This is a genomic window from Nocardioides sambongensis (assembly GCF_006494815.1).
Classification (GTDB): domain Bacteria; phylum Actinomycetota; class Actinomycetes; order Propionibacteriales; family Nocardioidaceae; genus Nocardioides; species Nocardioides sambongensis.
The window spans coordinates 2757394-2769804 of the sequence record NZ_CP041091.1; the positions used below are offsets into that span (position 1 = coordinate 2757394).

Consider the following 12411-nt stretch of genomic DNA (forward strand, 5'->3'; position numbering starts at 1 on the left):
CCACGCGCCCCTGACCAGGCGCCCGGCAGCCCGTCACGAAACACCTGTCACGACAGCACCCGTCACGACAGCACCGGGTCCGGCTCGAGCCCACGGCGCCACAGCGCCGTCCCGGCGCCGTCGCGCAGGGTGACGGTGAGCAGGCCGTCCGCGGCGATCTCGAGCTGCCCGAAGTACTGGTTCTCCGGTCGCGGTGCGGTGTCCAGCTTGCCGACCTCGGACTCGCCCTGGGAGAAGACGACCTCCGGGCCGAAGGTGCGGTCGAGGTCGGCGTCCTTGGTCCAGAACGGGGAGGCGGCGACCGGTCCGGAGACGAACTCCCAGAACGGGTCGAAGTCGGTGAAGGCGGCACGCTCCGGGGAGTAGTGGTGGGCGGCGGTGTAGTGCACGTCCGCGGTCAGCCAGACCACGTTGCGCACCCGGTGCCGCCTGATCGCGGCGAGGATCCGGCCGATCTCGGGCTCGCGTCCCATCGGCGCGCCGTGGTCGGTGTTGGCCACCGTGTCCAGGTCGGTGGTGCGGCTGGTCGGGGTGGACAGCGGCATGTCGGCACAGACCACCTTCCAGGTGGCGGTGGAGTCGCGCAGCGACCGGATCAGCCACTCCTCCTGCCGGCGTCCCAGGATGCCGGCCGGGGTCCGGTCGGCCGCGATCGCCGGGTCGGTGTCGGGGTTGGGTCCGCGCCAGGAACGCATGTCCAGGCAGAACAGGTCGAGGTGCTGACCGCGCGGGACGCGACGGTGGATCCGGGTGGGCGCGAAGCCGTCGCCGTCCGCGGGGACCAGCTGACGCACCGGGACCGGCTGGTACTCCTGCCAGGCGCGCCGTCCACGCACCGCGAGCACGTCGGCACGCCGCTCGGTGTAGCGGTCGTCGGTGATCGTCTCCCCGGGCCACCAGTTGTTGCAGGTCTCGTGGTCGTCCCACATGGCCATGGTCGGGACGTCGGCGTAGAACGCGCGGACGTTGTCGTCGGCCAAGGGGTAGCGGTGCCGGCCGCGGAAGTCGTCGAGGCTCTGGGCGACCCGGCTGACCTCGGCGGTGACGTGGTTGTGCCAGGTGCTGCCGTCGTCGAGGCGCACCGACTCCTCGATCGGCTCGTCGGCGTAGATCGTGTCGCCCAGGTGGACGAACAGGTCCGGCCGGAGCCGGTGCATCGCCGCGTAGGTGGTGAGTCCGCCGCGAGCACGGTCGATCCCCCAGCCCTGGCCGCAGGTGTCGCCGGACCAGACCAGGCTCTGTCCCGCGGTGTGGATCGGCGCGGTGCGGAAGGAGGCGGGCATCGGCACCGACCGCTCACCGTCGGGCTGGGCGAACCAGACCTCGATCCGGTGGTCACGTCCGGGCCGGAGCCCCTGCAGGTGCACCCGGGCGGTCAGGTCGGTCTCGGTGCGGGCGATCGGTCCCCGGACCAGCCCGCGGCGGCATCCGCTCACCACCCGGACCATCATCCGGCCGGGACGGGCGGCGCGCGCCCAGACCACCGCGCTGCTGGTGGTGACCTCCCCGGTGCGCACGCCCTCGGTCGGCTCGCTGCGCTGCGGCAGCAGTGCCGGGCCGAGGCGTGCGGCGAGCGGGATCGCACCGGTCGCCAGACCGCCGACGATGGTGGCCCGCCGCCGCAGGTGGAGGTCGAGGACGGTCTGCCGTGTCGCACCGAGAAGCACCACGTCCCCGCACGCAACCGGTGCCGGGAGACCGGCGGCGGATGCGCGGGGACGTGGTGGTGAACAGCGGCCGAGCAATCGGGACGACCGCGCCGGCGGCGCTCCCGGGTGCTGGCAGGTGCTGCCGGGTGGCGCTACTTCGGAGGCATCCGGATGCCACCGTCGACGCGGATGACCTCACCGTTCATGTAGGAGTTGGTGAGGCACTCGACGACCATGCTGGCCAGCTCGTCGGGGGTGCCGAGTCGCTTGGGGAAGTTCACGCTCTCGCCGAGCTTGGCCTTGAACGCCTCGGCCTGCTCGCCCTCGCCGTAGATCGGGGTGTCGATCAGGCCGGGGGCAACGGTGTTGAGGCGGATGCCGGCGGCGGCCAGGTCGCGGGCGACCGGAAGGGTCATCCCGACCACGCCGCCCTTCGAGGCCGAGTAGGACGCCTGCCCGATCTGGCCGTCGAAGGCGGCCACGCTGGCCAGGTTGACGATGGCGCCCCGGCAGCCGTCGGCGTCGCCCTCGTTGGTGCTCATCGCGGTCGCGGCCTGACGGACCATGTCGAAGGTGCCGATCAGGTTGATCGCGACCACCTTGGTGAACGCCTCGAGCGAGTGCGCGGACTCGAGCTGGCCGTCGCGGCCGATGGTGCGCTGGGCCCAGCCGATGCCGGCGGAGTTGACCACGGCGCGCAGCGGCGCGATCTCGGCCGCGGCCTTGACCGCGGCGGCGATCTGCTCGGTGTCGGTGACGTCGACCTGGGCGAAGACGCCGTTGATCTCGGCGGCCAGGGCTTCGCCCTTGTCGGCCTGGAGGTCGGCGACGACGACGGTCGCGCCCTTCGCGGCGAGCTGGCGGGCGGCGGCGGCGCCGATGCCCGAGGCGCCGCCGGTGACGATGGCGGAGGATCCGGTGAGTTCCATGGCGGCGAGCATAGGGGCCACCCCCGATCGTGACACCATCGGTGTCACTGTCCGGAACCGACCGCTGCGCTCCGGTCGCTACAGCGCGGTGGTCCCCGCGGCGACCACCACCGCCGGGCCGGTCATCAGGATCCGGTCCTCGCCGGTCCAGGTGATGGAGAGGGAGCCGCCGGGCAGATCCACCCGGTACGGCGTGTCCCGCACCCCGTCCGGACCCCCGTCCGCGCCGTCGGCGACGGCGGTCGCCACCATCACCGCGCAGGCACCGGTGCCGCAGGAGCGGGTCTCCCCCGAGCCGCGCTCGTGGACCCGCATCGCGACGTGGTGCTCCCCGCGTCGTACGACGAACTCCACGTTGACGCCGTGCGGGTAGAGCTCGGCGTCGTGCTCGGGCGGCGTGAGCAGCGGACCGACCGTGGCCAGGTCCTGGTCGGGGCCGAGGAAGGCGACCGCGTGCGGGTTGCCCAGGTCGACCCCGACCGCCGACCAGCGCAGGTCGTCGATCGAGACCGCCGTGTCGCCGAGCAGCCGGGGCGTGCCCATGTCGACGGTGATCTCGCCGTCGACGGCGCCGTCGGCGAAGGTGAGCACCTTGACGCCGTCGCGGGTGCCCACCGGCACCGGGCCGGCGGGGTCGGCGAGGCCGGCCTCGGCGAGGTGGCGGCCGAAGACCCGGATCCCGTTGCCGCACATCTCCGAGAGGGAGCCGTCGGCGTTGCGGTAGTCCATGAACCACTCGGCGTGCTGGTCGGCCAGCTCCGGCTCACCGACCACCCGGGCCAGCGCCTCGGTGCGGATCACCCGCAGCACACCGTCGCCTCCGATCCCGGCCCGCCGGTGGCACAGGGCGCGGACCCGGACGTCGTCGAGGCGGCCATGCAGCCCGCCGTCGTGGTCGGGCAGGAGCACGAAGTCGTTCTGGGTGCCGTGTCCCTTCAGGTACGGGTAGCCGTGGGCCACGACCGGCTCAGCGCTGCTCATAGAGACCCGCCTCGTAGCCCGATCCGTAGTACTCGTCCAGCTCGGCGACGGTCTTGCCGGACGGCTCGAGCCGCTCGGCGATCACCGCACGGCGCGGCACCTCACCCTCGGGGTCCCAGGTGGCGGGGTCCCACAGCCGGGAGCGGAGGAACGCCTTGGAGCAGTGGAAGAAGACCGTCTCGATCCGCACCAGGACCGCGAGCTGCGGGCGGTGCCCCTTGACCACCAGGTCGTCGAAGAACGGCGCGTCGGAGACCAGCCGGGCGCGGCCGTTGATCCGCAGCGTGTCGCCGCGACCGGGGATCAGGAAGATCATCCCGACCTGCGGGTTCTCCAGGATGTTGCGGTAGCCGTCGGCCCGCCGGTTGCCGGGGCGCTCGGCGATGGCGATCGTGGAGTCGTCCAGGACGTGAACCAGGCTGCCGGCCGGGTCGCCCTTGGGCGAGACGTCGCCGCCGGCCGCGCCGCTGGTGGCGAGCAGGCAGAACGGGGAGGCGTCCAGCCAGGCCCGGTCGATGTCGGTGAGGGTGGCCCGCTCCTTGGCCAGCGCCCGTTCGTTGGGCTCCCCGAGCAGGTCGACCAGGGTCGTCTCGTCGGTGATCTCGGTCCACTGGCTCATCCCTGGAGCCTACGGCGTCGGCGTCCGCCGGCCCGCATCGTTTCCACCGCGCGAGCGGGTGCGATCACCGATCGTTCACGCGCGCACCACTGGCGCCGCGCCGCGGGACGTGGTTGCGTCGGAGGCGTCCCGCCCTCGTCGTACCGACGGGTGGGGCTTCTCGGAATCTCGGAACCCCAGGAGTGAAGCCATGCACCCTGCCCCTCGTCCGTCCCGCTCGCGGCGCTCGCCGCGACATGTTCTCGGCCTGGTCCTCGCGGCGTTGCTGTTGCCGCTGCTGCCCGCGGCGGTGGTCTCCACGACCGCGGCGCCGGCACAGGCCGACGGCTGCTACACGTGGAGCCGCACCCTGCAGCAGGGCGCCACCGGCAGCGACGTCACCCAGCTGCAGATCCGGGTCGCCGGCTGGGCCGGCTACGACCGTGGCTTCGCCATCGACGGCTCCTTCGGACCGGCCACCAGGACCGCGGTGATCAACTTCCAGAAGGCCTACGGGCTGAGCGCCGACGGCGTGGCCGGCTCCCAGACCTTCAGCAAGATCTATGCCCTCCAGGACAACGACTGCACCCCGATCCACTTCGCGTGGAGCGAGGTCGACGACGTCTGCTACGGCGGCTTCCCGACCCCCGTCTCCGGGACCTCGGTGGCGACCGTGAAGAGCAACCTGATGCAGATGATGTGGCGGGCCGAGGCGCTGCGGCACCGCCTCGGCGACCAGCCGCTGCGGGTCACCTCCGCCTACCGCAGCCGGGCCTGCAACGACCGGGTCGGCGGCGCGTCGAACAGCAACCACCTCTACGGCCGCGGGTTGGACCTGGTGCCGGCGGGCGGCGGGGTGACCATGTGCAAGATCGCCCAGCAGGCCCGCTACGTCGGTGTCCGCCAGATCCTCGGCCCCGGCTACCCGGACCACAGCGACCACATCCACCTGGGCATCCAGTCCTCGAAGTACTGGAGCGCCTCGCAGTGCGGGATCTGACGCGGTGACGTCGCGCCTCAGCGGTCCTCGGCCAGGGTGCCGAGGACCCGGTATCGCGCGGCGATGAACGCCTTGTTCCGCGCCGTCTCGACCAGTTCCAGGTCGAGACGGCGCGGGAGCAGCGGTCGGCCGGCGCCGAGGGTGACGCCGGCCAGGTAGACGATCAGCTCGTCGAGCAGGCCCGCGTCGGCGAACTGGCCGGCCAGGTCCCCGCCACCGACCACCCAGACGTCCTTGTCCCCGGCAGCCGCGGCCAGCGCGTCGTACAGCTCCCGGACATCGCCGCGCGCGAACCGCACGTCGGCGCCCTCGGTGGACGGCGGCGCGAGGTCACGGGTGGTCAGCACCCAGCAGGGCAGGCGGTAGGGCCACCGGCCCTCCTCGTGGCGCATCACCCACTCGTACGTCGTCGAGCCCATCACCAGTGCGCCGACGCCGGCGATGAACTCCTGATAGCTCAGTGGACCCTGCTCGTCCTGGTCCTGGCGCATCAGCCAGTCCAGCGAGTCGTCCGGGTCGGCGATGAAGCCGTCCAGCGTGGTGGCGGTGTAGAAGACGGTGCGGGTCACGACGGTTCCTTCCTCCGGGTGCGCCGCGACCCTAAGCCCGGGCGCCGACACTCCGGACGAGCTCGACGGCCCGGTCGGCCCGCCCCGGGTCGTCGTGGTCGACCCACACGATGCGCGGGTCGTCGCGCCACCACGCCATCTGCCGCCGGGCGAAGCGGCGAGTGGCGATCACGGTGCGCTCAGCGGCCTCCTCCAGGGTCGTCTCGCCGGCCAGATGGGCCATCACCTGGCGATAGCCGATCGCCGCCGCGGCGGTGCGTCCCTCGGCCAGCCCGTCGGCCAGCAACCGCTCGACCTCGGCGACGAGGCCGTCACGGAACATCTGCTCGACCCGCAGCCGGATCCGCTGCTCGAGCACGTCCCGCTCGATCGCCACCCCGATCTGGACGGTCGCGGGGTCGACGTACTCCAGCACCGGCAGCGACGCGCTGAACCGGCGTCCGGTGATCTCGATGACCTCCAGCGCACGCACCACCCGGCGCCCGTTGCCGACCTCGATCCGGGCGGCCGCCTCCGGGTCCTGCTCGGTCAGCCGGGCGTGCAGCACCGCGCTGCCCACCCGGTCGAGCTCGTCCTCCAGGCGGGCCCGGACGACCGGGTCGGTGCCGGGGAACTCGAACCGGTCGAGCACGGCCCGGGTGTAGAGGGCCGATCCGCCGACCAGCACCGGCGTCGTCGCGCGCTCGCGCAGGCCCTCGATCGCGTCGCGCGCCCATCCCTGGAACTCCGCGACCGTCGCCGGCTCGCGGACGTCGAGCAGGTCCAGCAGGTGGTGCGGGATGCCGCGGCGCTCGGCGACCGGCAGCTTCGCCGTGCCGACGTCCATCCCGCGGTAGACCTGCATCGCGTCGGTGTTGACGATCTCCCCACCGAGCCGTTCGGCGAGGTCCAGGGAGAGCGCCGTCTTGCCGCTCGCGGTCGGGCCGACGATCGCGACGATCGGCGGCTTCGGGGTACCCACGGAGGCCAGTCTGGCAAGGGTCCCGTGCGGCGCGCTGGGTAGGGTGGAACGAGCCGTACCGGGCGGACCCGGTGATTCGAAAGGGAGGAACTCGTGGGCTTTCTCGACGACGCGAAGAAGAAGCTGACCGAGGCGGTCGACAAGCACGGCTCGAAGATCGACGCCGGCATCGACAAGGCGGCCGGCCTGGCCGACCAGAAGACCGGTGGCAAGTACCGCGACAAGATCCAGGGCGGGGCCTCCAAGGCCAAGGAGACCCTGGACAGGTTCGAGAGCGATCAGGGCGGCCCGGGCGCTCCGGGAGACCCGCGCGACTCCGACGGCCCGACGCCTCCCCCGCCGCCGCCCCCGCCTGCCCGGTGAGCATCACCGACCCGACCACCGGCAAGACCCGCTTCGCGATCGTGCCGGCCGCCTACGTCTTCCTGGTGCGCGACGGACTGCACGGCACCGAGGTGCTGCTCCAGCTGCGCCGCAACACCGGCTACATGGACGGTCGGTGGGCGGCCGCCGCGGCCGGGCACGTCGAGGCCGGGGAGACCGCCCCCGAGGCCGCCGCGCGGGAGGCGGCCGAGGAGATCGGGGTCAGCGACCTCGTCCTGGAGTTCGCCACCGCGATGCAGCGCACCGCCCACGACCTGCCGATCGACGAGCGGATCGACTTCTTCTTCGTGGCGCGCTCCTGGCTGGGCGATCCGCGGATCGTGGAGCCGGCCAAGTGCGCCGACCTGGGCTGGTGGCCACTGGCCGCCCTGCCGGAGCCGCTGGTCCCGCACGAGGCGCAGGTGCTGCGCGGCATCCGCGACGGCGACCTCGCCCCGCTGACGGCGTTCGGCTTCTGAGCGTTCGGCTTCTGAGGGTTCGGCCTCTGAGCGCGGTCGGGCCGCTCAGCCGGTGAGGTAGCCGGCCGGGTCGGCCACCGCCGCCCGCAGTCGCACTGCTGCCGCCTCGGCCACCGGGTTCTCCTCGGCACGGGCGGCGAGCTCGACCAGCGCCACCAGGTCCGCCGCCCGTGCGCCGGACAGCAGGGTGGATCGATCGCCGCCGTGCCGCTCGCGCCACTGGCACAGCACCGCCTCGTTGAAGGCGGTGTCACCCTCGACCCTGACCAGGTTGCCGACGTCGGTCCAGGGGTGGCCGCTGTGGCTGTACTCCCAGTCGACGACGCCGGTCACCCGCAGCGTCGACGGGTCGAACAGCAGGTTCTTCGGATTGAGGTCGGAATGGACCACGCAGGTCCGGCCCACCGCGAGGAGCAGGGGGTCGGCCTCGGCGGCCAGCGACCCCAGAGCTCCGAGGTCCGCAGCGCTCCAGCCGTGCCGGGCCAGCGCGGCGGCATGGTCCTCGACCCAACCCGGCAAGGAGATCTCGTACGGCGCGATCCGCAGGTCGGCGTCGGCCCAGGTGCCCGAGCGCAGGGTCGCCATGCCGGCCAGCGTCGCCGCGACCTCCCCGGCCACCGCCCCGACCCGGGCACGGTCCCCGGCGTCGAGATCGGCGAGGAGCAGGTCGCCGCGGACCCCGGGCAGGTGCTCGGTCACCAGGAGTCCGGGCGCGTCGGCGTCGCGGCGGCGTCGTACCTCCTTGACGGCGGGGACCGGGACGAGTCCGCGCACCAGCTGGTGCAGCGCCGCCTGGATCTCGGGTGCCTCCGACCGGTGGTGGGGTGCGGCGAAGATCCGCACCACCGACCGCTCCGACGCGGTCTCGGCCAGGAACGTCTCTCCCGACCAGCCACCGGGGAGCGGCTCGAAGCCGACCAGACCGTCCTCGAACCCCATCAGCGGGCGCGTCCGCTCACCGCAGCCGGCGGACCGGGAGCGCGGTCTCCACGGCGCGGTCGCCGTCGCGCTCGACCAGGTAGGCACCGGCGCCGTCTCGTTCGGTCAACGCCTCGACGAACGTGGTGCCGCGGTAGAGCACCCCGACCCCGTCGTCGGTGGCGTAGCCGGTGGGCAGGGTGCCGTCGGCGACGAGCTGCTGGAACAGCGGCCGGCGCTGCTCCTCGGAGTCGTAGTGGACGCCGTTGGCGTAGGGCACCAGCCCGAGACCGTTGGTGATCGGCCGCAGGTCGGGCCCGAAGGAGTCGGTGGTGCCTCCGGTGTGCCAGCAGATCGACCCGGCCGAGACCCCGGTGAGCACCACGCCGGACTCCCAGGCCTCGCGCAGCGCGGTGTCGACGCCGTGCAGCCGCCACATCGCCAGCAGCCCGGCGACGCTGCCACCCCACACCCACACGACGTCCTGCGCGCGCAGGTGGGCGGCCACGTCGGGGACGTTCGGCATCGGGAACAGGCTCAGGTGGCTGGGGCTCCACCCGGCCGCGGTGGCCATGTCGTAGAAGTCGCGGACGAGCTCGGGGGCGTCGCCGCAGGCGGTGGCCAGGAAGCAGACCCTCGGGGGCGGCCCTGCACGCCGGCCAGGTCGACGGCGTACGTCGTCAGCGGGCCGACCCGCCAGCGGGTCCGGTCCCCGGGCAGCACGCCTCCGGAGGTCGCCAGGATGGTCGGTGCGTCGGCGGGCATCCTCCGATCCTGCCAAACGCACCTGATCCCGCACGCACGGCGGTGGATGCGGGGCGAGCGGAGGGGCTCGCCGAGGTCAGCCGCAGGCGGGGGCGGGCGGCAGCGGTGCCGGCACCCCGATCTGCGGCATGCCCAGGCCGACCTGACCGGCGCCGGCCGGGGCCGCTCCGTTGACCCGGGCGTCCCAGGCGTCGCCGGAACGGGTGCGGCGCAGGCCGAGCACCGGCCCGTCCGCGACCAGGTGGTGCGGGGCGGCGTAGGTGATCCGGGTGGTGACCAGGTCGCCGGGCCGCGGCGCCTCGCCGCCGACCGCCGAGAAGTCGGCCTCGAAGTGGACCAGCCGATTGTCCGGTCCGCGGCCCGACAGCCGGTGCGTCTCGGTGTCCTTGCGGCCCTCTCCCTCGGCGACCAGCAGCTCGACCTCGTTGCCGACCAGCCGCTGGTTCTCCTCCCAGGCGATCTGGTTGACCAGCTCGACGAGGCGGCCGTAGCGGTCCTTGACCACCTCGGGGGCGATCTGGTCGGGCAGCGTCGCCGCCGGGGTGCCGGGCCGCTTGGAGTACTGGAAGGTGAAGGCGCCGGAGAACCGGGCGGCGCGGACCACGTCCATCGTCGCCTGGTGGTCCTCCTCGGTCTCGCCCGGGAAGCCGACGATGATGTCGGTGGTGATCGCCGCGTCGGGCATCGCCGCGCGGACCCGCTCGATGATGCCGAGGTACTTGGACTGGCGGTAGGAGCGGCGCATCGCCTTGAGCATCCGGTCCGAGCCGGACTGCAGCGGCATGTGCAGCTGCGGCATCACGTTCGGGGTCTCGGCCATCGCCTCGATGACGTCGTCGGTGAACTCGGCCGGGTGCGGGCTGGTGAACCGGACGCGCTCCAGGCCGTCGATGTCGCCGCAGGCCCGGAGCAGCTTGGAGAAGGCCTGCCGGTCGCCGAACTCGACGCCGTAGGAGTTGACGTTCTGGCCGAGCAGGGTGACCTCGGAGACGCCCTCGGCGACGAGCGCCTCGATCTCGGCGAGGATCTCGCCGGGACGGCGGTCCTTCTCCTTGCCGCGCAGGCTGGGCACGATGCAGAAGGTGCAGGTGTTGTTGCACCCGACGCTGACGCTCACCCAGGCGGCGTAGGCGGACTCCCGCTTGGTGGGCAGGGTGGAGGGGAAGACCTCGAGCGACTCGAGGATCTCGACCTGCGCCTCCTCCTGCACCCGGGCGCGCTCGAGCAGCGCAGGCAGCGAGCCGATGTTGTGGGTGCCGAAGACGACGTCGACCCAGGGCGCCTTCCGGGTGATCGTGGTCCGGTCCTTCTGGGCCAGGCAGCCGCCGACGGCGATCTGCATGCCGGGGTTGGCCTCCTTGGCCGGGGCGAGGTGGCCGAGGTTGCCGTAGAGCCGGTTGTCCGCGTTCTCCCGGACCGCGCAGGTGTTGAAGACGACGACGTCGGCCTGGGCCGCGTCCGAGGCCTCCCGGTCGAACGGGGCGTAACCGGCGTCCTCGAGGAGTCCACCGATCCGCTCGGAGTCGTGGACGTTCATCTGGCAGCCGTAGGTGCGGACCTCGTAGGTGCGCGGACGGGCGGACGCGGCGGTGCTCATAACCGTCCCAGGGTACGGCGCCGCCCGGCCCATCCGTGAACTCGCAGACACCCTCCGCACGGGTGTCCGGGACCTGCGTCCGGCACCTGGTCCCACGCCGGCAATCGGCTGGCGCCGCGGGAGCGACGCCGGGGATCATGGGGGCGTGGACCTGCGCACCCGCTACCTCGCCGCCTACGACGAGCAGCTGCGCACCGACGCAGAGACGCCGAGCGCGGTCGCGGTGCGTGCGCACGGTCCGCTGCGACTGGTGACCTTCGCCGGCGGACGCGGCTTCGTCACCTACCAGGACCTCGGCGGCGCGGACGCCGAAGGGATCGAGCGCCTGGTGGTCGACGCCCTCGACCACTTCCGGACCGACCCGGGGATCACCCGGGTGGAGTGGAAGACCCGCGCCCACGACGACGCGCCCGGCCTGCACGAGAGCCTGCTGCGGCACGGGTTCGTGGCCGAGGAGACCGAGTCGATCATGATCGGGGAGGCCGCGCGGCTGACGGTCGACGTACCGCTGCCGGAGGGGGTGGTGCTGCGGCAGGTGCGCGCGGAACAGGACGTCAAGGCGATGAGCGCGATGTGTGCCGAGGCGTTCGGCGACCCGCCCGCCGAGGGCGCGGAGCTGGCCGATGCGTTGCTGCGTCGCCTGGCCCTGGAGGACGGCACGGACGACGCCATGGAACTGTGGGTCGCCGAGGCCGGGGGCGCGATGGTCTCGGCCGGACGCCTCGAGCCGGTGCCCGGCACCGAGGTCGCCGGCATCTGGGGTGGCTGCACCCTGCCCGCGTGGCGAGGACGCGGGATCTACCGCGCGCTGACCGCGGCCCGGGCCCGCTCGGCCCTGCGCCGCGGCAGGACCCTGATCCACAGCGACTCCACCGAGGACTCGCGCCCGATCCTGGAGCGCTACGGGTTCCTCCGGGTCTCCGCGACGACGCCGTACGAGTGGCGGCGCTGAGGCGGAAGGCTCTCAGGGGCGGTCTGCGGGCGCCGGCAGGCTCGTCACCAGGTAGCGGTCGTCGCTGATCGTCCGCCCCCAGTACGTCGGGTCCGCCAACCGCGTCAGGTGTGCGCTCCGGCCCGTCTCGCGGACCAGTCGGACGGTCTCCTCTGCCCGGAGGCCGGCACCGTTGGACCAGAGGCCCTCGACGAGAAGGAGCCTTCCGGACGGCCTCAGCAGCCGGAGCCACCGTTGCAGCGCCATGCCGGGATCGGGCAGCGCCCAGAGCACGTGGCGGCACAGCACCACGTCGTACGACGCCGCCGGGACCGGTGGATCGTCGACGTCGGCCTGCACGAACCGCACCCCGTCGACGCCCTCCGCCTTGCGTTCGGCCAGCTCGATCATCCGCGGCGAGAAGTCCAGACCGGTCACCGAGTAGCCGACCTCGGCCAGCAGCACCGAGAGCGTTCCGGTGCCGCAGCCCAGGTCCGCGACGTTTGCCGGCGGCTCCGGGAGCCTGCTCAGCAACAACTCCCGCCACGCGTCGCGCACGACCGGATCACGGAGGCCATGATCCGCGGGCTCGTCGAACGCGGCCGCCTCGGCGTCCCACTGTGCGATGTCGTCGTCGACCACCCGCCGACCGTAGCGCCCGCACGACGGGG

Annotated in this window: 14 protein-coding genes; 4 read left to right on the top strand and 10 right to left on the bottom strand. The window is 73.0% G+C overall.

What is annotated here, in order from left to right:
* Positions 1 to 62: 62 nt before the first annotated feature.
* The 4 genes from FIV43_RS13025 to FIV43_RS13040 all read right to left on the bottom strand — a co-directional run bounded on the left by FIV43_RS13025 (position 63) and on the right by FIV43_RS13040 (position 4178).
* Positions 63 to 1670: an alkaline phosphatase D family protein gene (locus FIV43_RS13025; protein ID WP_196780781.1), complete on the bottom strand. Its 1608-nt coding sequence runs from the start codon at positions 1668 to 1670 to the stop codon at positions 63 to 65.
* 131 nt (positions 1671 to 1801) lie between these two features.
* Positions 1802 to 2578: an SDR family NAD(P)-dependent oxidoreductase gene (locus FIV43_RS13030; RefSeq protein WP_141014487.1), complete on the bottom strand. Its 777-nt coding sequence runs from the start codon at positions 2576 to 2578 to the stop codon at positions 1802 to 1804.
* A gap of 78 nt (positions 2579 to 2656) precedes the next feature.
* Positions 2657 to 3559: a diaminopimelate epimerase gene (gene dapF / locus FIV43_RS13035; protein ID WP_141014488.1), complete on the bottom strand. Its 903-nt coding sequence runs from the start codon at positions 3557 to 3559 to the stop codon at positions 2657 to 2659.
* Positions 3546 to 4178, bottom strand: a complete 633-nt coding sequence (locus FIV43_RS13040; RefSeq protein WP_141014489.1) for an MSMEG_1061 family FMN-dependent PPOX-type flavoprotein — start codon at positions 4176 to 4178, stop codon at positions 3546 to 3548. Before FIV43_RS13040 ends, dapF begins: the two co-directional genes overlap by 14 nt.
* A gap of 190 nt (positions 4179 to 4368) precedes the next feature.
* On the opposite strand from FIV43_RS13040, the gene FIV43_RS13045 reads away from it, so the two are divergent.
* A complete protein-coding gene (locus FIV43_RS13045) occupies positions 4369 to 5157 on the top strand; it encodes a M15 family metallopeptidase (protein ID WP_141014490.1) in 789 nt (262 codons plus the stop codon).
* 17 nt (positions 5158 to 5174) lie between these two features.
* Here FIV43_RS13045 and FIV43_RS13050 read toward each other — a convergent pair whose 3' ends face one another.
* Positions 5175 to 5726, bottom strand: a complete 552-nt coding sequence (locus tag FIV43_RS13050) for a dihydrofolate reductase family protein (protein WP_141014491.1) — start codon at positions 5724 to 5726, stop codon at positions 5175 to 5177.
* A 31-nt stretch (positions 5727 to 5757) separates the two neighbouring features.
* Complete coding sequence (gene miaA / locus FIV43_RS13055) at positions 5758 to 6687, bottom strand: tRNA (adenosine(37)-N6)-dimethylallyltransferase MiaA (protein WP_196780782.1); 930 nt, start codon at positions 6685 to 6687, stop codon at positions 5758 to 5760.
* A gap of 93 nt (positions 6688 to 6780) precedes the next feature.
* On the opposite strand from miaA, the gene FIV43_RS13060 reads away from it, so the two are divergent.
* Entirely contained in the window at positions 6781 to 7050 is a 270-nt protein-coding gene (locus tag FIV43_RS13060) for an antitoxin (RefSeq protein ID WP_141014492.1), read from the top strand.
* Positions 7047 to 7529: an NUDIX domain-containing protein gene (locus FIV43_RS13065; RefSeq protein ID WP_231123230.1), complete on the top strand. Its 483-nt coding sequence runs from the start codon at positions 7047 to 7049 to the stop codon at positions 7527 to 7529. The genes FIV43_RS13060 and FIV43_RS13065 overlap by 4 nt, the downstream gene beginning before the upstream one ends.
* 45 nt (positions 7530 to 7574) lie before the next feature.
* On the opposite strand, the gene FIV43_RS13070 is transcribed toward FIV43_RS13065, so the two are convergent.
* The 3 genes from FIV43_RS13070 to miaB are packed head-to-tail and all read right to left on the bottom strand — an operon-like array spanning position 7575 to position 10809.
* Positions 7575 to 8468 (bottom strand): aminoglycoside phosphotransferase family protein, encoded by an 894-nt coding sequence (locus FIV43_RS13070; RefSeq protein ID WP_141014493.1) that lies wholly within the window; start codon positions 8466 to 8468, stop codon positions 7575 to 7577.
* 16 nt (positions 8469 to 8484) lie between these two features.
* Positions 8485 to 9228: a Type 1 glutamine amidotransferase-like domain-containing protein gene (locus tag FIV43_RS13075; RefSeq protein WP_196780783.1), complete on the bottom strand. Its 744-nt coding sequence runs from the start codon at positions 9226 to 9228 to the stop codon at positions 8485 to 8487.
* Positions 9229 to 9288: 60 nt separating this feature from the next.
* Positions 9289 to 10809, bottom strand: a complete 1521-nt coding sequence (gene miaB / locus FIV43_RS13080) for a tRNA (N6-isopentenyl adenosine(37)-C2)-methylthiotransferase MiaB (RefSeq protein ID WP_141014494.1) — start codon at positions 10807 to 10809, stop codon at positions 9289 to 9291.
* Positions 10810 to 10954: 145 nt separating this feature from the next.
* On the opposite strand from miaB, the gene FIV43_RS13085 reads away from it, so the two are divergent.
* Positions 10955 to 11761, top strand: a complete 807-nt coding sequence (locus FIV43_RS13085) for a GNAT family N-acetyltransferase (protein ID WP_141014495.1) — start codon at positions 10955 to 10957, stop codon at positions 11759 to 11761.
* Between the two features lie 12 nt (positions 11762 to 11773).
* Here FIV43_RS13085 and FIV43_RS13090 read toward each other — a convergent pair whose 3' ends face one another.
* Positions 11774 to 12382, bottom strand: a complete 609-nt coding sequence (locus FIV43_RS13090; RefSeq protein ID WP_196780784.1) for a class I SAM-dependent methyltransferase — start codon at positions 12380 to 12382, stop codon at positions 11774 to 11776.
* Positions 12383 to 12411 lie beyond the last annotated feature (29 nt).